22 protein-coding genes and 1 pseudogene are annotated in these 26076 nt (G+C 62.4%); 14 read left to right on the top strand and 9 right to left on the bottom strand.

What is annotated here, in order from left to right:
• Positions 1–391: 391 nt before the first annotated feature.
• The 8 genes from JFT44_RS12115 to JFT44_RS12150 all read left to right on the top strand — a co-directional run bounded on the left by JFT44_RS12115 (position 392) and on the right by JFT44_RS12150 (position 8550).
• On the top strand, positions 392–1474 hold the full coding sequence (locus tag JFT44_RS12115) for a serine hydrolase (RefSeq protein ID WP_198830725.1): 1083 nt from the start codon (positions 392–394) through the stop codon (positions 1472–1474).
• Complete coding sequence (locus JFT44_RS12120) at positions 1471–1785, top strand: hypothetical protein (protein ID WP_057439782.1); 315 nt, start codon at positions 1471–1473, stop codon at positions 1783–1785. Before JFT44_RS12115 ends, JFT44_RS12120 begins: the two co-directional genes overlap by 4 nt.
• A gap of 108 nt (positions 1786–1893) precedes the next feature.
• Positions 1894–3069: a M20 aminoacylase family protein gene (locus tag JFT44_RS12125; protein WP_057439780.1), complete on the top strand. Its 1176-nt coding sequence runs from the start codon at positions 1894–1896 to the stop codon at positions 3067–3069.
• A 58-nt stretch (positions 3070–3127) separates the two neighbouring features.
• On the top strand, positions 3128–4438 hold the full coding sequence (locus JFT44_RS12130; RefSeq protein WP_057439778.1) for a citrate-proton symporter: 1311 nt from the start codon (positions 3128–3130) through the stop codon (positions 4436–4438).
• Entirely contained in the window at positions 4435–5877 is a 1443-nt protein-coding gene (locus tag JFT44_RS12135; protein WP_120732001.1) for an amidase, read from the top strand. The genes JFT44_RS12130 and JFT44_RS12135 overlap by 4 nt, the downstream gene beginning before the upstream one ends.
• 63 nt (positions 5878–5940) lie before the next feature.
• Positions 5941–6711, top strand: coding sequence for an IclR family transcriptional regulator (locus tag JFT44_RS12140; protein WP_057439776.1), 771 nt, complete (start codon positions 5941–5943; stop codon positions 6709–6711).
• Between the two features lie 89 nt (positions 6712–6800).
• Positions 6801–7391 (top strand): YceI family protein, encoded by a 591-nt coding sequence (locus JFT44_RS12145; RefSeq protein WP_115127567.1) that lies wholly within the window; start codon positions 6801–6803, stop codon positions 7389–7391.
• 1 nt (position 7392) lies between these two features.
• On the top strand, positions 7393–8550 hold the full coding sequence (locus JFT44_RS12150; RefSeq protein ID WP_198830726.1) for a phosphatidylserine/phosphatidylglycerophosphate/cardiolipin synthase family protein: 1158 nt from the start codon (positions 7393–7395) through the stop codon (positions 8548–8550).
• Positions 8551–8679: 129 nt separating this feature from the next.
• Here JFT44_RS12150 and bglX read toward each other — a convergent pair whose 3' ends face one another.
• A complete protein-coding gene (gene bglX / locus JFT44_RS12155) occupies positions 8680–10971 on the bottom strand; it encodes a beta-glucosidase BglX (protein ID WP_057958758.1) in 2292 nt (763 codons plus the stop codon).
• A 255-nt stretch (positions 10972–11226) separates the two neighbouring features.
• On the opposite strand from bglX, the gene JFT44_RS12160 reads away from it, so the two are divergent.
• From JFT44_RS12160 to JFT44_RS12175, 4 genes are all read left to right on the top strand, one after another.
• Positions 11227–11835 carry a LemA family protein gene (locus JFT44_RS12160; RefSeq protein WP_029297013.1) on the top strand — a complete coding sequence of 203 codons (609 nt, stop codon included), beginning with the start codon at positions 11227–11229 and terminating at the stop codon, positions 11833–11835.
• Positions 11835–12560 (top strand): YgcG family protein, encoded by a 726-nt coding sequence (locus JFT44_RS12165; protein ID WP_120732005.1) that lies wholly within the window; start codon positions 11835–11837, stop codon positions 12558–12560. Before JFT44_RS12160 ends, JFT44_RS12165 begins: the two co-directional genes overlap by 1 nt.
• Positions 12561–12588: 28 nt before the next feature.
• Positions 12589–13206: a TPM domain-containing protein gene (locus JFT44_RS12170; RefSeq protein WP_057439769.1), complete on the top strand. Its 618-nt coding sequence runs from the start codon at positions 12589–12591 to the stop codon at positions 13204–13206.
• 144 nt (positions 13207–13350) lie between these two features.
• Positions 13351–14568, top strand: a complete 1218-nt coding sequence (locus JFT44_RS12175) for an SAM-dependent methyltransferase (protein WP_115127571.1) — start codon at positions 13351–13353, stop codon at positions 14566–14568.
• Positions 14569–14676: 108 nt separating this feature from the next.
• On the opposite strand, the gene JFT44_RS12180 is transcribed toward JFT44_RS12175, so the two are convergent.
• From JFT44_RS12180 to JFT44_RS12205, 6 genes and pseudogenes are all read right to left on the bottom strand, one after another.
• Positions 14677–15576, bottom strand: a complete 900-nt coding sequence (locus JFT44_RS12180) for a DMT family transporter (protein ID WP_057958761.1) — start codon at positions 15574–15576, stop codon at positions 14677–14679.
• 118 nt (positions 15577–15694) lie between these two features.
• On the bottom strand, positions 15695–18262 hold the full coding sequence (locus JFT44_RS12185; RefSeq protein ID WP_198830727.1) for a TonB-dependent receptor: 2568 nt from the start codon (positions 18260–18262) through the stop codon (positions 15695–15697).
• Positions 18263–18380: 118 nt separating this feature from the next.
• Complete coding sequence (locus JFT44_RS12190; protein ID WP_057958763.1) at positions 18381–19349, bottom strand: FecR domain-containing protein; 969 nt, start codon at positions 19347–19349, stop codon at positions 18381–18383.
• Positions 19346–19884 (bottom strand): annotated as a pseudogene (locus JFT44_RS12195) (RNA polymerase sigma factor). Before JFT44_RS12195 ends, JFT44_RS12190 begins: the two are co-directional and overlap by 4 nt.
• Positions 19885–20064: 180 nt before the next feature.
• Positions 20065–20952 carry a dihydrodipicolinate synthase family protein gene (locus JFT44_RS12200; RefSeq protein ID WP_115127575.1) on the bottom strand — a complete coding sequence of 296 codons (888 nt, stop codon included), beginning with the start codon at positions 20950–20952 and terminating at the stop codon, positions 20065–20067.
• Positions 20953–20977: 25 nt separating this feature from the next.
• On the bottom strand, positions 20978–21760 hold the full coding sequence (locus JFT44_RS12205; protein WP_057439765.1) for an aldolase: 783 nt from the start codon (positions 21758–21760) through the stop codon (positions 20978–20980).
• A gap of 157 nt (positions 21761–21917) precedes the next feature.
• Between JFT44_RS12205 and JFT44_RS12210 the strand changes: the two genes are divergently transcribed.
• Positions 21918–22445, top strand: coding sequence for a helix-turn-helix domain-containing protein (locus JFT44_RS12210; protein WP_057439764.1), 528 nt, complete (start codon positions 21918–21920; stop codon positions 22443–22445).
• Positions 22446–22567: 122 nt separating this feature from the next.
• Here the strand turns inward: JFT44_RS12210 and JFT44_RS12215 are convergent, their stop codons facing one another.
• Entirely contained in the window at positions 22568–23584 is a 1017-nt protein-coding gene (locus JFT44_RS12215) for a DUF4917 family protein (RefSeq protein ID WP_057439763.1), read from the bottom strand.
• A gap of 126 nt (positions 23585–23710) precedes the next feature.
• Between JFT44_RS12215 and yiaY the strand changes: the two genes are divergently transcribed.
• Positions 23711–24859: an L-threonine dehydrogenase gene (yiaY, locus tag JFT44_RS12220; RefSeq protein ID WP_057439762.1), complete on the top strand. Its 1149-nt coding sequence runs from the start codon at positions 23711–23713 to the stop codon at positions 24857–24859.
• Here the strand turns inward: yiaY and JFT44_RS12225 are convergent.
• On the bottom strand, positions 24856–26013 hold the full coding sequence (locus tag JFT44_RS12225; protein ID WP_057439761.1) for an MFS transporter: 1158 nt from the start codon (positions 26011–26013) through the stop codon (positions 24856–24858). The genes yiaY and JFT44_RS12225 overlap by 4 nt on opposite strands.
• Positions 26014–26076: the final 63 nt, after the last annotated feature.

Genomic DNA, 26076 nt, shown 5'->3' on the forward strand with positions numbered 1-26076 from the left:
TATTGCGCAGTGGGCACCCCGGCATGGATGCCGGGGTAGCCGCGACACGGCCATGGATGGCCGATCGCGGCGGGCCCACGGAGCAATGCCTGACTGCGGGCATGCCGAGCCTAGGCGAGGCACCGAGGGGTGGGGCAAGAGCGTTTTGCTTACTTTGGCGCTTCTCCAAAGTGAGCCGCCGTAAGGGCGGAACCAATAGCCGCCGTAACCGCAAAAACGGATATGTACACCACCCCAAGAACCACGAAAGAGTTGTGTAGATACCTATGGCCATCGCGGGCAAGCCCGTTCCCACAGGCGCTATGTGGTGGTTCCCAGGCCTGTCGCTGTCGCCAAACCGTCATTTATCTGCATTAGGCTCGCGGGCTTGAATGCCCCCGAGTGCTTGTCCATGGTCAAAGGCCTGCTGTCCGTCGCCTTGCTGCTGTTCACCGCTACCGCCCATGCCCAGACCTGGCCAACGAAGGATTGGTCCCAGGGCCCGCAGTTGGCCGGTCCCGCCGTCAAGGCGCTGGAGGACTATGCGTTCCCGGCGCGCAATGACATCACCCGCGAAGGCATCCGCACCGACGCATTGCTGGTGATCCGCGATGGCGCAGTCATTTATGAGCGCTATGCAGCACCGACCACCGCCACCACGCCGCACCTGACCTGGTCCATCAGCAAAAGCCTGATGGCCACCGTCCTGGGCGTGGCGTACGGCGAAAACCGCTTCAAACTGAGCGACCCGGCTGCACGCTTTTATCCACCGATGAAGCAGCACCCGACCATTACCCTGGGGCACCTGCTCAATTGGGCCTCGGGCATGGACTGGCAGGAAGACTACGAATACGCGCCGCTGAAATCCTCGGTGGTGGCCATGCTCTACACCCGTGGCCGCGCTGATATGGCGGAGTTTGCCGCTGATACCAGCCCCTTCGCCGCACCTGGCCAGGCATTCCGCTACTCCAGCGGTGACAGCAATCTATTGTCTGCTGCCCTCAAGGGCATGCTTGGCCATAAGGCTTATGTCGATTACCCGTGGACCGCGCTGTTCACGCCCTTGGGCATTCGCAGTGCCAGCTGGGAAAGCGACGCCAATGAAACCTTTGTCGCCTCATCCTATGCCTATATGACTGCCCGCGATCTGGCACGGATTGGCTTGTTGATGGCGCGGGACGGGCGTTGGGGTGAGCGGCAATTGCTGCCCAAGGCCTGGGTCGATTTCAATCGCCAACCCCTGGCGCAGTACATCGCGGGCCAGGACGAGGCGGTACCCGGCGGCCACTGGTGGCTCAACCGCCACGTGCAGGGCGCTGCCCGGCCCTGGCCGGATGCGCCCGACGATGCCTTCGCGGCCCTGGGGCACTGGGGCCAGGCGTTGTATGTGTTGCCCGAGGCACAGCTGGTGATCGTGCGCTACGGCGATGACCGCGACGGCAGCTATCGCCACAACGAACTGCTCAAACGCGTGCTCGCGGCGGTGCAACCATGATCCGTCGTCGCCCGTTTATCAGCCTGTTTCTCCTGCTGTTGCTCGCCTTGCTGGGGTGGATCTGGCACGAGCGCGTCAACCTGCAAGCCTTCCCCGACATCATCGCGGCGTATACGGCCAAGGAGTATTGCTCGTGTCGGTATGTGGCGGGCAATCCTGCTGACTATTGCCTGGGGTATGTGAAGCAATACGTTCCCACCAGCGCCTTTGCCGATCATCCGCAAACGCGCCTGGTCACCGCCAGCGGCCTGGGCCGCAGCCACAGTGCCCAATGGCTGGGCGAACGCCAGGGTTGCCGCCTGCTGCCCTGAGGTTCCACAGGGTGGAACCACCTTTGATTGTCCTCGCACGCCCATCGCGGTTATCTGTGGCGGTGCCACAAAAAAGAACGGGAACACCCGCCTGCGAGGAGAGTCACCATGCGCCCACACCAGCACATCCTGGATTGGCTGAGCGATGTCGCCAGCGACCTGCACGCCGTGCGCCAGGACATCCACGCCCACCCTGAACTGGGGTTTGAAGAAAACCGCACCTCGGCCCTGGTCGCCCAATCCCTGAAGGACTGGGGCTTCGAGGTCCATACCGGCATCGGCCACACCGGCGTGGTCGGCGTGCTGCGCAATGGCAGCAGCCCACGCACCCTGGGGATCCGGGCCGATATGGATGCCTTGCCGATTATCGAAAACACCGGCGTCGCCTACAGCAGCCAGCACGCCGGCTGCATGCATGCCTGCGGTCACGACGGTCACACCGCCATGCTGCTGGGCGCCGCGCGCTACCTGGCGGCGACGCGTCAGTTCGACGGTACCCTCAACCTGATTTTCCAGCCGGCCGAAGAAGGCCAGGGCGGCGCCGAAGCGATGCTCGCCGATGGCTTACTGGAGCGCTTCCCCTGCGACGCGCTGTTCGGCATGCACAATATGCCCGGCCTGCCCGCCGGCCACCTGGGCTTGCGGACCGGGCCGATGATGGCTTCCCAGGACCTGCTCACCGTGACCCTCGAAGGCGTCGGCGGCCACGGTTCCATGCCGCACCTGACCGTGGACCCGCTGGTGGCCGCCGCCAGTACGGTGATGGCCTTGCAGACGGTGGTCGCGCGCAATATCAATGCCCAGGAAGCTGCGGTAGTCACGGTCGGTGCCCTGCAAGCGGGGCAGGCCGCCAACGTGATTCCTCAGCAGGCCATCCTGCGCCTGAGCCTGCGTGCCCTCAATGCGCCGGTACGCGAGCAGATGCTGGAGCGGGTCAAGGCAATCATCCAGACCCAGGCCGCCAGCTTTGGCTGTACCGCACAGATCGAACACCGCCCGGCCTACCCGGTGCTGGTCAACCATGCCGACGAAACCGAGTTCGCCCGCCAGGTCGGCATTGCCTTGCTCGGTGAAGCGGCGGTCGACGCCAATACGCCCAAGTTGATGGGCAGTGAAGACTTCGCCTGGATGCTCCAACGCTGCCCCGGCAGCTACCTGTTTATCGGCAACGGCGTGTCGCGGCCGATGGTCCACAACCCTGCCTATGACTTCAACGACGAGATCCTGCTGACCGGTGCTGCCTATTGGGGCGCCCTGGCCGAGAGCTGGCTCAAGCCGGCCTGACCACCTGCCTTTTTCCTGCCGCTGGACCTTTCCTCAACAGGTTGAATGGAGTGTTCTCATGCAGACTTCAATAAAAGGTGTGTCCCGCACCCGGCAAGTGGTAGCGGCGGTGGTCGGCAACGCGTTGGAGTGGTACGACTTCATCGTCTATGGCTTTCTGGCCAGCATCATCGCCCGGCAGTTCTTCCCCTCGGACGATGAATACGCATCGCTGCTGATGGCCCTGGCCACCTTCGGCGTGGGCTTTTTCATGCGCCCGGTGGGCGGCATCCTGCTCGGCATGTACGCCGACCGCAAAGGCCGCAAGGCCGCCATGCAGTTGATTATCCGCTTGATGACCGTGTCTATCGCACTGATCGTGTTTGCGCCCAACTACGCCGCCATCGGCATGGGCGCGCCGCTGCTGATTGTAGTGGCGCGGATGCTCCAGGGCTTTGCCACCGGCGGCGAATATGCCAGCGCCACGGCGTTCCTGGTGGAAAGCGCACCGGCTCATCGCAAAGGCCTTTACGGCTCCTGGCAATTGGTCGGGCAGTGCCTGGCGGTGTTTGGCGGCGCGGCGATGGTGGCATTGGTCACCCACTTCTTTTCCCCGCAGACCCTCGACCTGTGGGGCTGGCGCCTGCCGTTTGTATTCGGCTTGCTGATCGGCCCGGTGGGCTTGTGGATTCGTCGGCACATGGAAGACCCCGAGGAGTTTATTGAAGCGCGCAAACAGGCCACTGGCCCGGCGCCGAGCCTGATGACAGTGCTGCGTGAGCATCGGCGCAGCATCCTGGTGAGCATGGGCCTGGCCTGCGGTGCGACGGTGTCGTTCTACGTGGTGCTGGTGAATATGCCGACCTTCGCCCACAAGAACCTCGGCCTGCCCCTGGACCAGGTATTGATGGTGCAGATGTTTGCCGTAGCGCTGATGACCGTGGTCATTCCCTTGTCCGGCCTGCTCTCGGATCGCCTGGGCCGGCGACCGGTGTTGATGGGCTTTACCCTGGCGTTCTTTGTGATGGTTTACCCGCTGTATGTGTGGGTCGCGGCGGCGCCGTCCATCGAGCGTTTGTTGGTGATGCAAGTGATGCTGTGCACCGCCATCGGCGGCTTCTTCGGCCCGGCGCCGACCGCCCTGGCCGAGCAGTTTCCCATCGAGGTGCGTTCCACCGGTGTGTCGGTGGCCTATAACGTAGCGGTGATGGTGTTCGGCGGTTTTGCCCCGCTGATCGTCACCTGGTTGAGCAAAGAGTTGGGCACACCGGTGGCCCCGGCGTTTTATGTGCTGTTCGCTTGCGTCCTGACGCTGCTGGGCACTTACTGCATGCATGAAGCGCCGAGGGCTGCAGCGCCGGCGCGCTTTGCCAAGGGGGTGAAACCTTGAACATCGTTGAACTGGATGCGCTCGAGCTGTCCCGGGCGATTCATGCACGGCAGGTGTCCTGCCACGAAGTGATGCAGGCCTATCTGGCGCAGATCGCGCGCTTCAACCCCTCGGTCAATGCCCTGGTGTCGTTGCGCGACGAAGCCGATGTGCTGGCCGAAGCCCGTGCCTGTGACCTTGAGCTGGACCAGGGCCGCTCCCGTGGCTGGATGCACGGCATGCCCCAGGCCATCAAGGATCTGGCGGCGACCCAGGGCCTGCGCACCACCCTGGGCTCGCCCCTGTTCGCCGAGCAGATTCCCAGTGAAGACGCGATCGTCGTGGCGCGGGTGCGTGCCAGTGGCGCGATTATCATCGGCAAGAGCAACGTGCCGGAGTTCGGCCTGGGTTCGCAGACCTACAACAGCGTATTCGGCACCACCGGCAATGCCTATGACCCGACCTTGGTCGCGGGCGGCAGCAGCGGCGGGGCGGCGGTGGCCCTGGCGCTGCGCATGCTACCGGTGGCCGATGGCAGCGACATGATGGGTTCGCTGCGCAACCCGGCGGCGTTCAACAACGTGTTCGGCCTGCGTCCTTCCCAGGGCCGCGTACCCCATGGCCCGGCGCCGGAGGTGTTTGTCCAGCAACTGGCCACCGAAGGCCCGATGGGGCGCAGTGTGGCTGACGTGGCGCGGCTGTTGAGCGTCCAGGCCGGTTATGACCCGCGGGTGCCGTTGTCGCTCAAAGACGATCCCGGCGTGTTCGGCACATCGTTGGCCCGTGATTTCAACGGCGCACGCCTGGGTTGGCTGGGGGACTACAACGGCTATCTGCCGATGGACGACGGCGTGCTGGGCCTGTGTGAGTCAGCCCTCGGCGATTTCGGCGCGCTGGGGTGCGAGGTAGAAAGCTGCCAGCCGGACTTTTCCATGGCGCGCCTGTGGCAAACCTGGCTGGTCCATCGCCATTGGCTGGTGCAGGGCACGCTGGGGGCGGCCTATGCCGCCCCCCATAAACGTGCGCTGCTCAAGCCTGAAGCGCAGTGGGAAGTCGAGGGCGGCCTGGGCCTGAACGCGGCGGATGTGTATCAGGCGTCGCTGGCGCGCAGCGACTGGTATCGCGCCTTGGCCAGGTTGTTCGAACGTTACGATTTTCTGCTGCTGCCCAGCGCACAAGTGTTCCCTTTCGATGCACAACAGCCCTGGCCACGCGTCGTCGGGGGGCAAACCATGGACACTTATCATCGCTGGATGGAGGTGGTGATCGGCCCCACATTGGCCGGCCTGCCGAGCATGAGTGTGCCGGTGGGCTTCAACCACCGTGGCTTGCCCATGGGCTTGCAGATCATTGGCCCGGCCCAGGCGGATCGCGCCGTGCTGCAACTGGCGTATGCCCATGAACAACTGACACGCTGGGTGCAGCGTCGCCCTCCGCAATGCTTGCGGGCGAACGCCTGAGCTGGCAGCGGCCTGTATCTTGCTGTGAAATTCGATCATCCATCAGCAACCGGGAGATCAGCCATGGGCAGCAACGCCGACACAGGTACTGTGCGCTCAGTGGAGCGGGCACTGGCCATCATCGAGTTGCTCGGTGAGCACCAGGCCCTGGGGCTTGAGGAGCTGCATTACCTGACGCGCCTGCCCAAGGCCACGGTGTCGCGCATGCTGCTGACCTTGCAGGAGCAGGGCTGGATCTATCGCGGCCTGAGCGACCGGCGTTATCGCATCAGTGCCCAGCGTTTGTTTGGCGATACCCAGCAACGGTTCAAGCGCCGCCTGGTGGAGTGCGCGGCGCCCTGGCTGCTGGAACTCAGCGAACGCACCGGGCTGGTGGCGGATTTGTCGAACTTTGACGGCGAACGCCTGGAAGTCATGGAGAGCGCGATCCCCACGGTGCTGCGCAAGCTGTACCCGAACAACTGCCAGATCGTCGGCCAGCATGCCAGTTTGTTCCACTCGGCCATGGGCAAGGCGTGCCTGGCCGAGTTGGCTTCTGATGAAGTAGAGCGCCTGGCCAGCCGCGAACATGTGCCGGCCGACGACCAGTACCGCGCCTGTGAGCAATCCCAGCACCAGGGGTTTGGCCAGCGTACCGAGGGGTACTGGGAGTACCCGGTGCGCTTGCCGTTCCTGATCCGCGCGGTGGCCCTGCCGGTGCGGGCCAATGGCCGGTTGGTGGGGAGCATGGCGTTGCACTGGCCGATGCACCAGGCGCCGGTGGAGCGGGTGTTGAGTTTGCATCTGGCCAGCCTGGAGGCGACTGTGCGCGGGGTGCAGCATGCGTTGGGCTGAGGGGGATATACATTGCTGTCTCCCTTACATTGCGTGCAGCAAGCCGGCCAGTTAATGTTCAGGCAGGTTTTTCTCCGCGCGAGTGTTTAATGTTCAACACATCCCTCCTCAAACCCCTGGCTCTCTTGCTGCTGGCCACTGCCTCCCTGCCCGCACAGGCCGCCTGGTACCTGGATAACGAATCCTCACGGCTGTCGTTCGTCACCACCAAAAACACCGATGTTTCCGAAGTCCAGCGCTTCCTGGTGCTGCATGGCAAGGTCGATGAGAAAGGTGCCGCGCAGTTGGAAGTCGAGTTGGAGTCGATCAACAGTGGCATCCCGCTGCGTGACGAGCGCATGCGCAACGACCTGTTCCAGATCAAGACCTACCCTGATGCGCAGATCAACGCGCAAATCAATCTGCAGCCGATCAACGATCTGGCCACCGGCGCGCAACTGGAGTTGCGCCTGCCGCTGTCGGTCACCCTGCACGGCAAGACCCAGACCTACAACGCCGAGCTGCTGGCCACGCGCCTGGATGACCGGCGTTTTCAGGTGGTGACCCTGGAGCCGCTGGTGCTGCACGCCAAGGATTTTGATTTGCTCACCGGTGTCGAGACTCTGCGCAAGGCTGCGGGCCTGGACGCGATCAGCCTGTCGGTGCCGGTAGGTGCGGTGCTGATTTTCACGGCGCGCTGACATGAGCGGCGCGGTGTTCCCCTGGCGCAGCGCCAACCGCTATGAATTGCTGATCGACGGCCCGAATTTTTTCCCGCAGATGCTCGTGGCGATTGCCCGTGCCGAGCACCAGGTGGAGCTTGAGCTGTATCTGGTGGAGGCGGGCGCCTGCGCCGAGGCGATGGTCCAGGCCCTGGTGCAGGCGGCCGAGCGTGGGGTGCAGGTGCGTTGCCTGTTCGATGACTACGGCAGCCTGGCGTTTACCCTCAGCCTGCGGCGCCGCCTGATCGAGGCCGGGGTGCAACTGCGATTCTACAATCCGCTACGCTGGCGCCGCGGGATGCGCAACCTCTACCGCGACCATCGCAAGCTGCTGTTGGTCGACCAGACGATTGCTGTGGTGGGCGGTACCGGGGTCACCGACGAGTTCTGGACCCCTGGCCAGGACACCTGCGAATGGCACGAAGTGATGGTGCAAATCAGCGGCCCGCTGGTGCAGGACTGGCAGGCCCTGTTCGACAGGCAATGGCGGGTCAACGACCACCGCCGGGCCTGGAAGCCGGCCACGCATTTTGGTTTGCCACGCCTGCCCAAGGTGCCAGCGACCGGGCCGGGCCTGGGGCGAGTGGCGTATGCCGACGCCGGGCAACACCGGGACATTTTGCAATCGCTGATCCGCGCCTTGAACAACGGCCAGCACCGTATCTGGCTGGCCACGCCGTACTTCTTGCCCACTTGGGGCGTGCGTCGGGCCCTGCGCCGTGCGGCAGGGCGTGGTGTGGACGTGCGCCTGCTGCTGACCGGGCCGCGCACCGACCACCCCTCCGTGCGTTACGCCGGGCACCGCTACTACCCGCGCCTGCTCAAGTCGGGGGTGAAAATCTTTGAGTACCAGCCGTGTTTCCTGCACCTGAAGATGGTGCTGGTGGACGACTGGGTGAGCATTGGCTCGTGCAATTTCGATCACTGGAACCTGCGTTTCAACCTGGAAGCCAATCTGGAAGCATTGGACCCAGCGTTGACGCTGGCGGTGGCGGGCAGTTTCGAGCGCGATTTTGCCCAGAGCCAGGCGGTCAGCCTTGAGGCGTGGAAGGCCCGGCCATTGTGGCGGCGGGTGAAGCAGCGGGTGTGGGGGTGGATCGACCGGTTGGTGGTCAATCTGCTGGATCGAAGAGGGTAGGGAACACACCGCAATCAACTGTAGGAGCTGGCTTGCCTGCGATGCAGGCACCTCGGTCTATCAGTTACACCGAGGTGCTGCCATCGCAGGCAAGCCAGCTCCTACATTGACCGTGTTTACAGCTTCAAGTCAGAGCAGTTCAAAGCTCTGCTGCTGCACATCCTGGGAGTCCAGGCCGATCTGCACATTGAACTGGCCAGGTTCGGCGGCGAACTTGAGCTGGGTGTTGTAGAACTTCAAGTCATCCTCGGTAATGCTGAAGTGCACCACCTTCGATTCGCCGGCCTTGAGCAGGATCTTCTGGAAGTTCTTCAGCTCCTTGATCGGGCGGATCATCGAGCCAGCCACGTCCTGAATGTACAACTGCACCACGGTTTCACCGTCAACCTTGCCGGTGTTTTTCAGGGTGACGCTGGCGTCGAGCTTGCCGGTCTTGTTCAGGGTGGTGGACGACAGCGCCATGTCCGACAGGCTGAAACTGGTGTAGCTCAGGCCATAACCGAACGGGTACAGGGGGCCCGTGGTGTCGTCGAAGTACTGCGAGGTGTAGTTGCCCGGTTTGCCCGGGGTGAACGGCCGGCCAATGGTCAGGTGGTTGTAGTAGGTCGGAATCTGCCCCACGGAGCGTGGGAAGGTGATCGGCAGCTTGCCCGACGGGTTGTAGTCACCAAACAGTACGTCGGCAATCGCGTTGCCGCCTTCGGTGCCGGCGAACCAGGTTTCCAGGATCGCGTCGGCTTGCTGGTGCTCTTCGAGGATCGACAGTGGTCGGCCGTTCATCAACACCAGCACCAGCGGCTTGCCCGTGGCTTTCAGGGCCTTGATCAGGTCGCGCTGGCTTTGCGGAATGTTCAGGTCGGTACGGCTCGATGATTCGTGGGACATGCCACGGGATTCACCCACGGCGGCTACCACCACATCGGCGTTTTTCGCGGCCTTGACCGCTTCGTCAATCAGCACCTGGGCCGAGCGCGGGTCATCCACCACTTCCGGGGCATCGAAGTTGAGGAAGTTCAGGTAGTCCACCACCGCCTTGTCGCTGGTGATGTTGGCGCCACGGGCGTAGATCAGCTTGCCCTTTTCGCCGATCACCGCGTTCATGCCGTCCAGCAGGGTTACCGATTGCGCGGGCTTACCGGCGGCGGCCCAACTGCCCATCATGTCGATGGGGGCCTTGGCCAGCGGGCCGACCAGGGCGATGGTCGCGGATTTCTTCAGCGGCAGGGTGTCGTTCTGGTTTTTCAGCAACACCAGGCTGCGCCGCGCGATATCGCGCGCTTCGCTGCGGTGCAGGCGGCTTTCGGCATAGGTGTCGGCCGGATCATCCTCGGCCTTGCCGATACGCAGGTACGGGTCGGCAAACAGGCCCATGTCGTACTTGGCACCGAGCACTTCACGTACGGCGTTGTCGATATCGCTCTGCTCGATCTCGCCGGACTTGAGCAGCCCTGGCAGTTCCTTGCCGTAAAGCTGGTCGTTCATGCTCATGTCGATGCCGGCCTTGATCGCCAGCTTGGCCGCTTCGCGACCGTCCTTGGCCACGCCGTGCTTGATCAGCTCGAAGATCGCGCCGTGGTCGCTCACCGTCAGGCCCTTGAAGCCCCACTCCTTGCGCAGCAGGTCGTTCATCAGCCAGGTGTTGGCGGTAGCAGGCACGCCGTTGATCGAGTTCAGCGCCACCATCACGCCGCCAGCGCCGGCCTTGATGGCGGCGTGGTAGGGCGGCAGGTAGTCCTGGTACATCTTGACCGGGCTCATGTCGACCACGTTGTAGTCGCGACCGCCTTCCACTGCGCCGTACAGGGCGAAGTGCTTGACGCTGGCCATGATGCTGTCGGCCTGGGCCGGGCTCGGGCCCTGGAAGGCCTTGACCATCACTTCGCTGATGCGCGACACCAGGTAGGTGTCTTCGCCAAAGCCTTCGGAGGTCCGACCCCAGCGCGCGTCGCGGGAAATATCGACCATCGGCGCGAAGGTGATGTCGAGGCTGTCGGCGGCGGCTTCCTTGGCGGCAATGCGCCCGGAGCGGCCGATGGCGTCCATGTCCCAGCTCGAGGCCAGGGCCAGGCTGATCGGGAAAATGGTGCGGTGGCCGTGGATCACGTCATAGGCGAAGAACATCGGGATCTTCAAGCGGCTGCGCATGGCCGCGTCCTGCATCGGACGGTTTTCCGGGCGGGTGATGGAGTTGAACGTGCCACCAATACGCCCGGCGGCGATTTCCTTGCGGATCATCTCGCGGGGCATTTCCGGGCCGATGCTGATCAGGCGCAACTGGCCGATCTTTTCATCCAGGGTCATCTGCCGGAGCAGGTCGCTGACGAACGCGTCCTTGTCTTTAAGCGCAGCGGGCTTGGTCTCGGCAACGACGGAGTGACTGGCCAGAGTGGCAACAAGGCCCAGCAAACACAGCTTTTTCATGAATATCCTTTTTCGGCGTACTGCGCAGCGTTCAGGTAAAACACTGCTCGGCCAAAATGTGGGGAGCGACTATTGTTGTTCGGGTGTTGTGTGGATAAATACCGCACACTTCTCAGCTCTTTATGAACTATCCATAAAGAAGGGCATCTTTTAGCTGATTGGCTCGCTGTAATCCAGTAGTGGCGGATTATGCCCCAAGCGCGTGATGTATAGGGTCAGTCGTCAAATTCCATAAGGTTGGTCAGGAGACACACCATGCAAGCAGCACAGACTATTCGATGGGGCTGGAAAGCCGCCGCCCTGCTACTGATCAGCAGCGTGCTGAGCGGTTGCGGCATCAACAAGATCCCGACCCTGGACGAACAGGTCAAGGCGGCCTGGGCCCAGGTGCAGAACCAGTATCAGCGGCGTGCCGACCTGATCCCCAACCTGGTGGAAGTGGTCAAGGGCTATGCGGCCCATGAGCAGGACACCCTCACCGCCGTGATCGAAGCGCGGGCCAAGGCCACCTCGATCCAGGTCGATGCCAGCACCCTCGACAACCCGGAAAAACTCAAGCAGTTCCAGCAGGCCCAGGAAGGCCTGAGCGGAGCCCTCAGCCGCCTGATGGTGGTGTCCGAGCGCTATCCGGACCTCAAGGCCAACCAGAACTTCCTGGCCCTGCAATCCCAGCTTGAAGGCACCGAAAACCGCATCAGCGTGGCCCGTCGTGACTTTATCGCCGCGGTGCAGGCCTTCAACACCGAGATCCGTACCTTCCCTGGCCGCCTGTGGCACAGCGTGATGTACAGCGACTTGCCAGTACGCGCCAACTTCGAGGCCACCAGTGCCGATGCCGATAAAGCGCCGCAAGTGAAATTCTGATGACCCGGCGTGCTTGGTGGCTGGCGGCGCTGCTGCTGGCCTTTAGCCTGACTGCCCAGGCGGCCCCGGACTTTCCGGCGCTGACCGGGCGGGTGGTCGACAACGCGCAGATGATTGACCCGGCGGTGCGCACGCAACTGAACCAGCAATTGCAGGCGCTGGAGCAAACCCGTGGCGACCAGATAGTGGTCGTCACGGTGCCCGACCTGCAAGGCCTGCCCATTGAAGACTTCGGTTATCAACTGGGCCGGCACTGGGGCATCGGCCAGAAGGGCAAGGACAACGGCGCGCTGTTGATCGTGGCCAGGGACGAGCGTCAGTTGCGCATCGAAGTGGGCTACGGCCTGGAAGGCGTGCTCACCGATGCGCAGTCGTGGGTGATCATCAACCAGGTGATCGCGCCCAAGTTCAAGGCGGGCAATTTCACCCAGGGCATCAGCGACGGCGTGGCCGCCATGATCCAGGTGCTTGGCGGTGAGCCGTTGGCCGTGCCAGCCCATGTGGCGGATCCCAATTTCGCCAAGGACAACCCGGTATTTTCCATCGGTCTGTTCATCCTGTTGCTGGTGGTACTGTGGCTGTGCAACCGCATGGGGCTGCCGGTGGGCGCCATCCTGCTGGCGATTCTCAGCAGCAGCGGGCGTGGCGGTGGCGGTGGTGGAGGCGGCGGTTTCCGGGGTGGCGGCGGTGGTTTTGGCGGCGGCGGGGCTTCGGGTGGCTGGTAATGACAATAACTAAAGAGCATCTACAACCATGGCTTTACTGACAGAACACGAGCAGCGCCAGGTGGCCGAAGCGATTGCCAGGGTCGAGCAACAGACCGATGCCGAACTGGTGACCGTACTCGCCGCCCGCGCCGACGACTACGCCTATATCCCGCTGTTGTGGGCCAGTGTGGTGGCGTTGGTGGTGCCGGGGATCGTGCATTACCTGTCGGGCTGGCTGACCATGCACACCTTGTTGCTGGCGCAATGGGCGACCTTCATTGTGCTGTGCCTGGTGTTCCGCCTGCCGGCCATCACCACCCGCCTGATCCCGCGTTCGGTACGGCATTGGCGCGCGTCAAACCTGGCACGCCGGCAGTTCCTGGAGCAGAACCTGCACCACACCCTGGGTAGCACCGGGGTGTTGATTTTTGTCAGCGAGGCCGAGCGTTACGTGGAGATCCTGGTGGATGACGGCATTTCCAAACGGCTGGATGACAGCAGTTGGGATGCCATCGTCAAGACGTTTACCCAGCAGGTGAAACAGGGGCAGACGTTGAGCGGGTTTATCACGTGCATTGAGGCCTGTGGCGAACTGCTCAAGGTGCATGTGCCGCAGACGCACACGCGCAATGAACTGCCCAACCGCTTGGTCGTCCTGAAATAACCTGTGGGAGTTGGCTTGTGTGGGAGCTGGCTCCTACACAAGCGACATTTTGAATTGCGCTGACCGTTGGGCAAATAACTCCGTGCCCTGAGCCCCCATCCCCCCTAAAATGCCCGGCATTCCCAGCCCGAGGCGTTTTTGTTCATGTCTGTCACCGCTAAACCTGCCAGCCCCGCGCCGGACCATCACGCCCAGTTCATCGAACTGCTGCGCGCAAGCCTTGAGCAGAACGCCTTTATCAAGCTGGTGCTGGCCAAGTACGTGGGCGACGAGGCGGACCTGCAGCGCCTGATCATCAAGCCAGTGACGGTCAAGGAGCAGGCCTGCCTGTCCTTTGTCTATCGCTACAAGACCCGTGACATCACCAAGAACTTCGCTCTGGCCGATGGGGTCGCGATGATTGCCGAGCTGCTGCCGGCCTCGTTCAAGAACGCGCACCTGCTGGCGTTGACCGACGAGGCACAGCTGGAATACAGCAAGAAGAACAAAAGCTCGCTGTTCAAAAGCAAGCCCCAGCAACTGCGTGAGGCGCCGTCGGCCGAGCACAACCGCGAGAAAAACCGCTTCCTTGACCTCAGCCGGCCATTTCTCGCCGACCTGGGCGTGACCAACGCCAAGCACGAGCTGATCCCGGCGATGTCGCGCAAGTGGAAGCAGATCAACAAGTTCATCGAAGTGTTCAGCCATGCGCTGACCTCATCCCCCTTGCAACTGGACCGGCCGGTACGCGTCGCGGACTTTGGTTCGGGCAAGGGCTACCTGACCTTCGCCATCCACGACTACCTGCGCAACACCCTCAAGGCCGAAGGCCAGGTGACGGGTGTGGAGTTGCGCGAAGACATGGTGACCCTGTGCAACAACGCCGCCGCCCGCCTGGACCACCCGGGGCTGGTGTTCAAGTGCGGTGACGTGCGCAGCGTGGCGCCCAGCGAACTGGACGTGATGATCGCCCTGCATGCCTGCGACATCGCCACCGACTACGCGATCCACACCGGCATCCGCTCCGGGGCGTCGATCATCATGTGCTCGCCGTGCTGCCACAAACAGATCCGCTTGCAGATCCAGAGCCCGGCGCTGCTCAAACCGATGCTGCAATACGGCCTGCACCTGGGCCAGCAGGCAGAAATGGTCACCGACAGCTTGCGCGCCTTGTTCCTGGAAGCCTGTGGGTATGAGACCAAGGTCTTTGAGTTCATCTCCCTGGACCACACCAACAAGAACAAGATGATTTTGGCGGTCAAGCGTGCGGAGCCTGCGGATAACACGCAGTTGCTGGAGAAGATCCGGGAATTGAAGGCGTTTTATCAGATCAGTGAGCACTGCCTGGAAACCTTGCTGCGCGCTGACGGCTACCTATCCTGAAGAGTGCGCGGATCAAAATGTGGGAGCGGGCTTGCCCGCGATGACGGAGTGTCAGTCAACCTATCTGGCGCCTGATACACCGCTATCGCGGGCAAGCCCGCTCCCACATTAGATTGCATTTACCTTGGGAGAGGGTGCCGGCTGCACGGCGGTCTTGCGGCCCAGCATCACCGTCACGATTACCCCGCAGGCAAACAGCCAGGTAATCGGTTCGATGTGTTCGCCAAAAAACAGTGCGGAAAAGGCGATGGTGAAAAAGATCTGCAGCAGTTGGATCTGGCTGACCCGCGCAATGCCGCCCATGGCCAGCCCGGCGTACCAGGCAAAGAACCCCAGGAACTGCGAGAACAACGAGACGTAGCCAAATGCCCACCAGGTGCGCGCCGAGATTGCGCCGTCGTGTTGCAGCGCCAGGTACGTCACCGGCCCGATCAATAGCGGCGTCGACAGCACCAGCGCCCAGCAGATCACCTGCCAGCCGCCCATTTCCTTGGCCAGTCGGCCGCCTTCGGCATAACCCAGGCCACCCACGGCAATCGCCCCGAGCATCAACAAGTCGCCGGCCTGGATGCTGCCGGCACCGCTGATCAATGCATACCCGAGCACCAACGCACTGCCCAGCGCCGCGCAGGCCCAGAAGGCCTTGGACGGACGCTCATGGGACAACCACGCCGCATACAGCGCCACGCACAGCGGTTGCAGGCCGTTGACCAGGGCGCCATGGGAGGCCGGCAGGGTTTGCATGGCCCAGGCCGACAGCACTGGGAAACCAAGGATCACCCCGGCAATCACCAGCGTCAGGCCGCGCACCTGGCGCCAGGTCGGCCAGGCTTCGCGGCGCCACAGCAACAGCAAGGCCGCCGGCACCGCCGCGAACAGCGCGCGGCCCAGGCCGTTGAGCAGCGGGTGGATTTCCTGCACCACGATGCGGGTGAAGGGCAGGGTCAGGCTGAAGATAACGACGCCGAGCAGGCCGAGGGCCATGCCGGTGTTTTCGCGGGAGTTCATGGGGCGCGACCGGATTCAAATGGGCTAGAGGTTGATGCCCATCTAGCCACAAAGCCCGCAGGACGCGGGCTTACAGCTGGCTGCAGATTGAACCGTACAGTTCCTGCAGGCGCTGGGGTTAGAAGAACCGCGTCACGCTGATCTTGGCGTTGCGCCCGACGCTGGTGGCGCTGTCGCCGCTCAAGGCTGGCATGTAGCTGCGGTTGAACAGGTTGTCGACGGTGAAGTTGACTTCGGTGCCCTTGAGGTACGCCTGTTGCGGCGTCCATTTGGCGAACAGGCCCTGGGTGTCGTAGCTGGCGTTGGGGTACTGGTCGTAGAAGCTGTCGCCGAAGCCGCTGTTCAGGCCGCCTGAGTATTTGTCGCTGGGCAGGCGATCGGTCTTGCGCACGAACTGACCTTGCCAACCCACCTGAGCGTCCCAGGCCGGAATCTTGGTGCCCAGCACGGCAACCCACTTGGCCGGTGGAATATCCCGGGCCCAGACGTGGATGTCGGTCGCCCATGGGTTGGTGTAGGGGTTTTCGCGTTTGCCGGTGGCCCACGAGTAACTCAGGGAGCCGAACAGATAAGTCGAGTCGTAGTAGCCCTCAAGCTCGAAGCCCTTGATGGTCATGCTGCCGACGTTGCGGTAGTTGGTCTTCGACGCCATATCGGTGCAGACCTCGGCGATGGAACCTTTGATGTAGTTCTGTTGCGCGCAGCCCAGGCCGGTGGCCTTGAAGATCTCGTCCTCGATCTTGTTGTGGAACAACGTGCTGCGCAGTTGCAGGCTGTCGCCGCTGGCGATCACGTTGGCGAAGCTGGTGACGTTACCCACGGTAATGGCGGTGATGCGTTCCGGGTCGAGGTTGCGGCTGGTGGAGGTGCGGCTGCCCAGGCCCTGGACTTCGTATTGCTCGTCGATCACCGGTGCGCGCCAGGTGCGGCTCCAGTTGGCGAACATCACCACGTCCGGGGTGACTTTCCAGAACACCGCCAGGCGCGGAGACCAGCCGGCATAGGTGCGGTCGCCGTAGTCATGGCCGTAGGCCGGATCGGGGTTGCTGTAGTACGGCGCATCGTTGGCTTTGCCACGGTTGAGCACGTGGTCATAACGCAGGGATGGGGTGATAGTCACGTCGCCCAGGGTGACCGCGTCCTGGATGTAGAACGCGTTGGTGTCGACCTTGCCGTGGGGCATGAACGCCGGCTGGAAATGCCCGTAGTTGTACTCAGGCGTGTCGTACTTGGCGCCGGGCATCCAGCTGTCGGTATCGCGGATGTGCTTGCGGATCTGCACCCCGGTGGTCAGGGCATGGTCCAGCGGGCCGGTGTTGAAGCGGCTGATGTTGCGCAGCTCCAGAATCTTGTCGGTGTAGGCGGTGTCCATCTTGCGCCCGCCGGTGGACAAGCCGACAACGGCCGTGGCGTCGCGCTCGTCGGTCTGGTCGGTGTTGGACTCCGAGTAGCTGAGCTTTATGTCGATCAGCGGGTTGTCCAGGGGGTGGTATTCGTACTTGCCCGACCACGTGGTATCGACGGTGTGGCGGTTGGCCAGGTACCGTCTTACGGCAGCATCGTAGCCATAGAGATCGATATCTTTCTGCAGCGGTGGCGATGGGTAGCTTCTGGACGAGAAGGGCGTCCAGCGTTCGCTGTTGGCCCGGGAGTAGGAGAAACCGAGGCTGTGTTCATCGGTGAGGTACATGTTCAGTTTGAACAGTTGACCGTCCACATCCTGGGCGCTGTTGGGCAGGCGCTGCGGGTTGATCGGGTAGCGCTTGCTGTCGTAGTCGCGCGCAGCGGCCAGCTTCAAATCGCCGCCGTCGCGTTGGGTCAGGTAGGCCAGGGCGTCGATGCGCCCGTCCTCGGTGCGGCCATACACGGCGCCGGTGTAGACCTGTTCGTGGTCGTTGCTGGCATACCCGTATTTGAGCATCGCACCGCTGTTGCGCCCGTCCTTGAGCAGGTCCGGTGCATCTTTGGTGACCATGTTGACCGTGCCGCCAAACCCGCCGTTACCGGTGAAGGCCGAGTGCGGGCCTTTTTCCACCTCGACGTTCTTGATCATCTCGGGCTCGATAAAGATGGTGCCTTGCTGATAGCGCTCGAATCCGCTTTTGGTGGCGCCATCGACGGTCATCGGCACGTCTTCGGCCTCGCCCATGCCGCGAATGTTGATGATCTGCCCGCCCGGTTTCATCGAGCCGCCCATGGTCACCCCCGGCAGCGTCTGCACCAGGCTGGCGATGTTGTTGGGCTGCAGGCGGTCGATATCGGCCTGGGACAGGGTGGAGCGGCCGACGGTGCTGGCGTCGACCTGGTTACCGGTGCCGATCACGCTCAAGGCGTCCAGTTGTAAGCTGGCGCTGTTGGTGGTGCGGCTTTCTTCGGGGCGCACGACATAGGTGTTGCCCACTTTGATCAGGGTGAACGCGCCGGTATTGAGCAGGGTGCGGATCGCCACTTCGGGGGTGAAATCGCCGTTGAGCGCGGGCGCCTGGATATTTTTCAGCAGGTCTTCATCGAACAGCAGCTGGATTTTTGCTTGTTGCGCCACCTGGCTCAGGGACGTGGCCAAGGGTTGGGCCGGCAGTTGCAGGGTGAACGACTCGGCCTGGGCCGTGAGGCTGACGGCCAGGCAGGCGGCGATCAGTGTCGGTCGAACAAACAGGTGCTGGGCAAGGCAAGGCGCGCGAAACATGAAATCCCCCAAAGCGGCTAAATAGCCAAAAAAGGCATGCGTATCAAACGCAGACCGGAGGAAGACGCGGCAGGAAAAAAAATCCTCACGTGCGAATGCAAAATATTCTCAAGTGGTGTTACTTGCGCGCTTCGATACGGATCTTGCCATCGCCCAGGGCCACGGTTTTCACCGGCAACAGGGCCGGCAGGGCACTGATCAGCGCGTCCGGGTCATTCACATCGAGGTTGCCGGAAACCTTCAACCGCGCCACCGCGCCATCGGCCAACACCACGGCCTTGGGCCGGTACAGACTCAACTCATCCAGCAGGCTGGCCAGTTCGCGGTTGCGAAAGGACAGGTGCCCGCTGCGCCAGTCGGCGACTTCGCCAGCGGCCACGGTTTGCTGCTGCACGGAGCCCTTGGCGTAGCTGTAGGTCGCCCGCTGCTGGGCGCCGAGCATAACGGCGCTGGCTTTCTGGTCGGGGGCGAAGGCGACCATCCCGTGGGCCACGCTGACCACCAGTTGCTGCTGGCCGCGGCGCACATCAAAAGCGGTGCCCACCACCCGCACATCGGCCTCGCCTGCGCGCACGAACAGCGGCCGCTCCTTGTCGGGTGCCACCTCCAGGTACAACTGGCCCCGGTCCAGATGGATCACACGGCGATGGGCATCGAAGTCCACCCGCAACTGCGTGCTGGCATTGACGTACAAGGTGCTGCCGTCCGGCAGGTCCAGGGTGCGCATGCCTTTGTCCTGCGCCGCGATGTCGGTGTGATACAGCCCGCGCGGGGCCCCGAGGTTGCTGGCGAGCAAGGCGCAGACCAGCGCGGCTGCCACCGCCAGGGCGGGGCGCCAGGGCGCGGGTTTGCGGGCGGGCAAGGGCACGGGTTTGTTCAGTTGCTGCAACTCGCCGAGGTCGGCCCACAGCTGTTCGAATTCGGCGTAGGCGCGCGCATGGGCCGGCACGGCATGCCAGGCGGCGAAGGCCTTGCGCTCCTGCGTGCTGCCTTCGTTGCGATTGCGCGCAAACCAACTGGCAGCCTGGGCATCGATGCAGTCGTGCTCATCAATGTTGTGGCTGTCGCGGTTACTCAAGCGGGTCATTCTGGCTGCTCCTTGCCCGGTCTTTTTGAAGTCGCTGCTTGCAGTGCAGCAGGGCAAAGGCGATGTGCTTTTCCACCATGCTGATCGAAATACCCATGCGTTCGGCGATCTGCGCCTGGCTCAGGCCTTCGAAGCGGTGCAGCATAAGGGCTTCTCGCCTGCGGGGCGAGAGTTCGGCGAGGACTTCTTTCAACTGTTCCAGGCGTTGGAGGCGTTGGGCGGCGGCCAGGGGATCGTTTTGCTCGTCGCTGACAGGTTCGGCATCCCGTTCGGCCTGCTCGTGATGGACGCCGTGGCGCACCTTCTGTTTGCGCCAATGGTCGCGCAACAGGTTGCGCGCCATCTGAAACAGAAAGGCCCGTGGCTGCTCAACCTTGGCTCGGTCGCGGTAGTCCAGCCATTGGGTAAAGACATCCTGGGTCATGTCCGCCGCGTCGCTGGCGTTGTCCGTGCGTTTACGCAGGTAATGCAGGATATCTGCATAGAACCCGCGAAAGGCATCGGCCGACAGCGGGTCGGGCTTGAAACGAGGCATGGATATCCTTCTTGACGCAGCACGCTGCAGAAAAGTCGCGAATGATATCGAGAATTATTGCTATTTGTCTCCGTAAATTTAGCGATGCATGCATTCCCCTGTGGGAGCGGGCTTGCCCGCGATGGCGGTGTGTCTGCTCCACCGCTATCGCGGGCAAGCCCGCTCCTACAGGGGGGTGTTTTAGCTCAATGTGGTCAGCAGCTTCTGCAACTGCGCCTGACCCGCCATGTCCAGTGGGAACACCGGTAACCGTGGATCACCCACCTCCAGCCCGGTCAGGCGTAAGCCGGCCTTGATCGTCGCTGGCAAGCCGCCCTTGAGGATGAAGTCCAGCACCGGCAACTGCCGATAGAACAGCTCCCGCGCCTGGTTCAGGTCATTGGCCAGTATCGCCTGGTACAGGTCCAGGTTGAGTTGCGGGATCAGGTTCGGTGCAGCCGTGCACCAACCCTTGGCACCGGCGGCGAACGCTTCCAGGGCCAGTGGGTTGCAGCCGTTGTAGAACGGCACCTGGCCTTCGCTCTGGCGGTACAGCTGGTGCATGCGCTGGATATCGCCGGTGCTCTCCTTGACCATCGTCACGTTGTCGACGCTGTGGACGATACGCAGGATCAGCTCCACCGACATATCCGTGCCGCTGGTGGCCGGGTTGTTGTAGAGCATGATCGGCACACCAACGCTGTCGCCGATGGCCGCGTAGTGCGCGAGGATCTGCGCTTCACTGAGCTTCCAGTACGACGTCGGCAGCACCATCACCACATCGGCGCCTTCGGCTTCGGCAAAGCGCGCGCGACGCACGGCCTTGGCGGTGGTCAGGTCGGATACGCTGACGATGGTCGGCACGCGCTTGGCGACCTTTTGAATGCTGTAGGCGCTGACTTCGTCCCACTCGGCGTCGCTCAGGTAAGCGCCTTCACCGGTGCTGCCCAACGGGGCAATGGCGTGGACGCCGCTGTCGATCAAGCGGTCGATGGATTGACCCAGGGCGTCGAGGTCAACGGTGCTGCCGTCGGCGCTGAACGGGGTGATGGTGTAGCCGATGATGCCGTGAATAGTAGGGCTGGACATGGAATATCTCCGGTCGAAAAAGGCTTCAGTTCAGGCAATCGGCGTGTTGACGCAGGTTCTGCCGAGCGTAGTAGTTGAACGCGGCGCCGTGGCGCTTGGGCTTGGAGATCCAGTCATGGGCCTCGCGTCCCAACTGCGGCAGGATCGGCTTGATGGTCCCGGCGGCCATGGCCAGCAATTGCAATTTGGCCGCCCGTTCGATCAATTGCGCGATCACGCAGGCTTCTTCGATGGTGCTTCCGGTGGACAGCTGCCCGTGGTGCGACAGCAGGATGGCGCGCTTGTCGCCCAGGGCTTGGGTGATGATTTCGCCTTCTTCGTTACCCACCGGCACACCCGGCCAGGCTTCGAGGAACGCGCAGTCTTCATACAGCGGGCACAGGTCCATGTGCGACACCTGCAGCGGTACTTCGAGCATCGACAGCGCGGCGATGTGGGTGGGGTGGGTGTGGATGATGCAGTTCACATCCGGCCGACCACGGTACACCCAGCTGTGAAAACGGTTGGCCGGGTTGGGCATGCCGTGGCCTTCCAACACTTCCAGGTCTTCGTTGACCAGCAGCAGGTTGCTGGCGGTGATTTCATCGAAACCCAGGCCCAGTTGCTGGGTGTAGTAGGTGCCAGGCTGTGGGCCACGGGCAGTAATCTGCCCGGCCAGGCCCGAGTCGTGGCCGTTCTCGAACAGAATACGGCAGGTCAGGGCCAGCTTTTGCCGGTCGGTCCACGTATTATCCGCCAGGGTACTTTGCATCTGGGTCAGCGCTTGCTTGACCAGTTGTTCTTTCGGGAGTGCTAATGTCTTGGCCATATCGGTGTCCTTTGGGTGGTTCAATGGACGTCGATTTGCTGGTTCCCGCTGCTCGCAAGGTCGTTGGGTTCTGCAAATGACACTAAAGAGGCTATATGACACTTTGTGTCATTGGCAAGCAATAATCATCGCATTCTGCTTGGATTAATCGCTGCGCATGTCTATCCGTTTGAAACTATTGAGAAAAAAACTCGGCGTCACCCTGGAGGCATTGGCCGAAAAATCCGGGATGACCAAGAGTTACCTGTCCAAGGTCGAGCGCGGCTTGAACACCCCGTCGATTGCCGCCGCGCTGAAACTGGCCAAGGCGTTGAACGTCAAGGTCGAGGAACTGTTCAGCGAAGACAGCGTCAGCCTCGACAGCTACAGCCTGGTGCGCAGCCACGAGCGGCCCGAGACCGCGCCGGGTTATGCAGTACTGGCCCATCAGGTCAGCGAGCGCAGCCTGCTGCCGTTCATCATTTATCCGCCGGCAGAATTCAGCGACAAGACCTTCAAGGAGCATTTGGGGGAAGAGTTTCTGTTTGTGCATGAAGGCCGGGTGGAAGTGGACTTCATGACCGAACGGGTGCTGTTGGAGCGTGGCGATGCATTGCACTTCAACGCGCAAAAGCCCCATCGGATTCGCTCGGTGGGCGAGGTGCAGGCGCAGTTGCTGGTGGTGGTGCACAGCGCCGAGGAATAACGCCAACGCTGTGTTGGAACTCGGTCAATGTGGGAGCTGGCTTGCCTGCGATAGCGGTGTGGCTGATACACCGCCATCGCAGGCAAACCGGCTGCTACATTTGATCGCCTTCGTTAACCCGATCAGTGTTCGACAGGTACCGCCAGGGCTGGGTTGCCGAGCGCATGGCTGCGTGCCGCAAAGAACCTGAGCTCCACTTCCATCCCCTCAAACAGTGCGGCAAACCGGCGTTTCTGCTGTTGGATAAACCCGTCGCTGCGGCCAAACACCGAGATCGCCAGGGTCTTGATCTTCGACCGGCGAATTGCCTCCACCAAGTGCCCATCCTGTTCGCTCAGGTGATGGCCGAACAGGCACAACGCACCTTCCTGTCCCAGCAATTGCTCATAGCAGAACGACAGGTAATCCGAGCTGCGAATGCTCTTGAGCTTTTCGCTACTGGGGCCTTCGTTGATAAACAGCGGCACATCGTCGAGGGTCTTGATCGTGTTGTTGATCGCAAAGCTGCTCAGCAACGTGCTGTCGGTGGAGGCCAGCTTGCGCGCCGAACCATCCAGGTTGCGTACCAGGTGCAGGCCGCCGTGCAGGTACAGAATGCGCGTCGCGGTGGTTGCGGTATCGCGCAAGTCAAAGCGTGATTCGGCGCCGCGAAACAGGTCGTCGATACCCGGCGTATGCAGGATCGACCAGTAATTGAGCAGGTCGTAATTGCTGGTGAACACTGTCTTGTAGCTCGCCAGTTCCTGATTGATGGTCACCAGGGTCGACGGCTGTACCAGGCGCCACGGGATATGCACGGCGTGGATGGTATTGATCAGCGCTTCCTTGATCGCGTAGTAGCGATTGCGCGGCGCGGCGGAGCTGACGGCCAGGGCCTTGTTGACGCGGCTGGTGGTTTTCAGGGCGCCCAGCACCTGCTCGAAGCTGCGGGTCTGCATCGCGTCAAACACGCTCAGTTCGGAAGCGCTCAAGGGCTTTTCTTCCACGGTGCGTGCGTTTTCAAACAGCGAGTCGTAGGCAAAGTCTTCCCAGACTGTGCGACTGGCGCCGTTGCCGATCAGGATGGCGTCGAAGGCGATGCTGTTGCGCAGTGCGTTCCAGTCTTCAAGGGTGGCGTCGATATCCTGGAAATCCTTCATTGCGGCGGGTCTACTCAAAAACGGCTGGGCGGTGACTTTATCACGGGCGGGCGTTGATCTTGGTCAAGATGCCGCAGGCGGGTGAGGTTGATGCTGTAGGAATCAACGCATCCCCGAGGATTCATCATGAGCAGCACGTTCTTCATTCCCGCCGTCAACATCATGGGCATCGACTGCCTCGACGAAGCCATGAACGCGATCCGCAACTACGGTTTTCGCAAGGCCCTGATTGTCACCGACGCCGGCCTGGCCAAGGCGGGCGTGGCCAGGATGATTGCCGAGAAACTGGCAATGCAGGACATCGACTCAGTGATTTACGACGGCGCCAAGCCCAACCCCAATGTGGAGAACGTCGAGAACGGCCTGGCGTTGTTGCAGCAAAGTGCCTGCGATTTCGTGGTGTCGCTGGGCGGCGGCTCGCCCCATGACTGCGCCAAGGGCATTGCCCTGTGTGCCACCAATGGCGGGCATATCGGCGACTACGAAGGTGTCGACCAATCGAGCAAGCCACAGCTGCCCCTGGTGGCGATCAACACCACCGCCGGCACCGCCAGCGAAATGACCCGTTTCTGCATCATCACCGACGAAACCCGCCACGTGAAAATGGCCATCGTCGACCGCAATGTCACACCGCTGCTGTCGGTCAACGATCCTGCACTGATGGTCGCCATGCCCAAGGGCCTGACCGCCGCCACCGGCATGGACGCGCTGACCCACGCCATCGAAGCCTATGTGTCCACGGCCGCCAACCCGATCACCGACGCGTGCGCGATCAAGGCTATCGAGCTGATCAGCGCCAACCTGCGTCTGGCCGTGCGCGACGGCAGCGATATGGCGGCCCGGGAAAACATGGCCTACGCGCAGTTTCTCGCCGGCATGGCCTTCAACAACGCCTCCCTGGGGTTTGTCCACGCCATGGCCCACCAGTTGGGCGGCCTCTACGACTTGCCCCACGGCGTATGCAACGCGGTGCTGTTGCCCCACGTGCAAAGCTTCAACGCCAGTGTCAGCGCGGCGCGCCTGAGCGACGTCGGCCGCGCCCTTGGGGTGGATAACAAACACGCCAGCCCGGAAGAGGGCGCCCAGGCGGCCATCGCGGCGATCCGCTGCCTGTCCCAGGATGTCGATATCCCGGCCGGCCTGCGTGAGCTGGGCGCCAAGCTGCAGGACATCCCGCTGCTGGCGACCAACGCCCTCAAGGACGCGTGCGGCCTGACCAACCCACGGCGGGCGGACCAGCGCCAGATTGAGGAAATTTTCCGTAGCGCGTTTTAATCCGCCCTGGAACGGGCGACGCACCACAGTGCGCCGCCCGCCAGAGCTACACATAGCGCCGCCAATGGCCACACTTGCTGACTGACCAGCAAGCTGGCCACACCCCCTATCAGCGCCGCCAGCAACTGGTGCAAAAAGCCACTTAGGGCCATGGCGTACGAGCCGCTTATCGGAGAGTGATCGTTGGCCAAAGACAGGCTGATGGGGTAACTCATCGACTGCCCGAACACCGCCACGCAATACGGCAGCCACAGCAGCCAGGCCCAATCGCTGGCGAACCAGCCTGCGAGCAACATCACCGAGCTGCCGCCCATCACCAATGTCACACCCCATGTCATCATCGGCAGGCGTCCGCTGCGGGCAACCCAGCGATTGACCATCAGTGCGCCCGCCAGATAGGCCGCGCTGATCGGCCAGCCGAGCAGCCCGTACTGCGCGGCAGTCCACTCGAAGCGACCCTGCAGAATCAGCGGAGCGCAGGTGTTGAACGCGATGATCACGCCATACCCCAATCCGCCCGCCAACGCCGCTCGGAGAAACGCCGGGTGTTGCAAAATCATGCGGTAGATACGCCACGCAGAAACCTGTCCATCGGCTTTCATCCGCGCCGGAAACGCCACCCCTTGCAGTACGCCAATCAGCCCGATTGCCGCCAACGCCAGGCCATAGAAGATCGCCTCCCAACCAAACGCCACTTGCAATACTGAGCCAATGAACTGGCCGATGCCCAGGGCGATCACGAAGGTCATGCCCAGCCACGACAGCCCCTTGGCCAACAATGCACCGCTGAAACTGTCGCGCACCAACACCCGAGCCATCACCGAAACGCCACCGGCGCCCAGGCCCTGGGCAAACCGTAGCGACAGAAACGTCTCGATGTTGTGAGCCAAGGGGATGGCGGCACTGGCCACTGCATACAGGGCCAATGCCGCCAGCAATACCGGCTTCCTGCCCAGGCGCTCACCCAGGCTGCCCCATAGCAGCATGGGCAGCGCCATGCCTACCAGATACACCGCCAAGGCGAGCGAAGCTTGAGCCTCCAGGGCCTGCAGCGCTTGGGAAATGGCCGGGACTGCGGGAAGGTAAATGCTGATGCCAACCTGGGACAGGAAGGCGGTGCAGCAGGCAATGGCGAGGGTTGTGGTGCTCTTCAAGGGGGCGAGTTCCTTTCTGAACGCTAAATTTCAGGCGCAAAGCTACAAGCTGTTAGTGTATTT

It is taken from the genome of Pseudomonas sp. MF5691, assembly GCF_016405645.1.
GTDB classification, from domain to species: domain Bacteria; phylum Pseudomonadota; class Gammaproteobacteria; order Pseudomonadales; family Pseudomonadaceae; genus Aquipseudomonas; species Aquipseudomonas shahriarae.

Bases quoted from the DNA above. Each gene is read 5' to 3' on its own strand.
- bglX (WP_057958758.1), bottom strand. From the start codon at position 10,971: ATGAAAAAGCTGTGTTTGCTGGGCCTTGTTGCCACTCTGGCCAGTCAC.
- JFT44_RS12215 (WP_057439763.1), bottom strand. From the start codon at position 23,584: ATGAAGGATTTCCAGGATATCGACGCCACCCTTGAAGACTGGAACGCA.
- JFT44_RS12130 (WP_057439778.1), top strand. From the start codon at position 3,128: ATGCAGACTTCAATAAAAGGTGTGTCCCGCACCCGGCAAGTGGTAGCG.
- JFT44_RS12190 (WP_057958763.1), bottom strand. From the start codon at position 19,349: ATGACCCGCTTGAGTAACCGCGACAGCCACAACATTGATGAGCACGAC.
- JFT44_RS12125 (WP_057439780.1), top strand. From the start codon at position 1,894: ATGCGCCCACACCAGCACATCCTGGATTGGCTGAGCGATGTCGCCAGC.
- JFT44_RS12185 (WP_198830727.1), bottom strand. From the start codon at position 18,262: ATGTTTCGCGCGCCTTGCCTTGCCCAGCACCTGTTTGTTCGACCGACA.
- JFT44_RS12170 (WP_057439769.1), top strand. From the start codon at position 12,589: ATGGCTTTACTGACAGAACACGAGCAGCGCCAGGTGGCCGAAGCGATT.
- JFT44_RS12150 (WP_198830726.1), top strand. From the start codon at position 7,393: ATGAGCGGCGCGGTGTTCCCCTGGCGCAGCGCCAACCGCTATGAATTG.
- JFT44_RS12210 (WP_057439764.1), top strand. From the start codon at position 21,918: ATGTCTATCCGTTTGAAACTATTGAGAAAAAAACTCGGCGTCACCCTG.
- JFT44_RS12200 (WP_115127575.1), bottom strand. From the start codon at position 20,952: ATGTCCAGCCCTACTATTCACGGCATCATCGGCTACACCATCACCCCG.
- JFT44_RS12160 (WP_029297013.1), top strand. From the start codon at position 11,227: ATGCAAGCAGCACAGACTATTCGATGGGGCTGGAAAGCCGCCGCCCTG.
- JFT44_RS12180 (WP_057958761.1), bottom strand. From the start codon at position 15,576: ATGAACTCCCGCGAAAACACCGGCATGGCCCTCGGCCTGCTCGGCGTC.
- yiaY (WP_057439762.1), top strand. From the start codon at position 23,711: ATGAGCAGCACGTTCTTCATTCCCGCCGTCAACATCATGGGCATCGAC.
- JFT44_RS12120 (WP_057439782.1), top strand. From the start codon at position 1,471: ATGATCCGTCGTCGCCCGTTTATCAGCCTGTTTCTCCTGCTGTTGCTC.
- JFT44_RS12175 (WP_115127571.1), top strand. From the start codon at position 13,351: ATGTCTGTCACCGCTAAACCTGCCAGCCCCGCGCCGGACCATCACGCC.
- JFT44_RS12140 (WP_057439776.1), top strand. From the start codon at position 5,941: ATGGGCAGCAACGCCGACACAGGTACTGTGCGCTCAGTGGAGCGGGCA.
- JFT44_RS12165 (WP_120732005.1), top strand. From the start codon at position 11,835: ATGACCCGGCGTGCTTGGTGGCTGGCGGCGCTGCTGCTGGCCTTTAGC.
- JFT44_RS12205 (WP_057439765.1), bottom strand. From the start codon at position 21,760: ATGGCCAAGACATTAGCACTCCCGAAAGAACAACTGGTCAAGCAAGCG.
- JFT44_RS12115 (WP_198830725.1), top strand. From the start codon at position 392: ATGGTCAAAGGCCTGCTGTCCGTCGCCTTGCTGCTGTTCACCGCTACC.
- JFT44_RS12145 (WP_115127567.1), top strand. From the start codon at position 6,801: ATGTTCAACACATCCCTCCTCAAACCCCTGGCTCTCTTGCTGCTGGCC.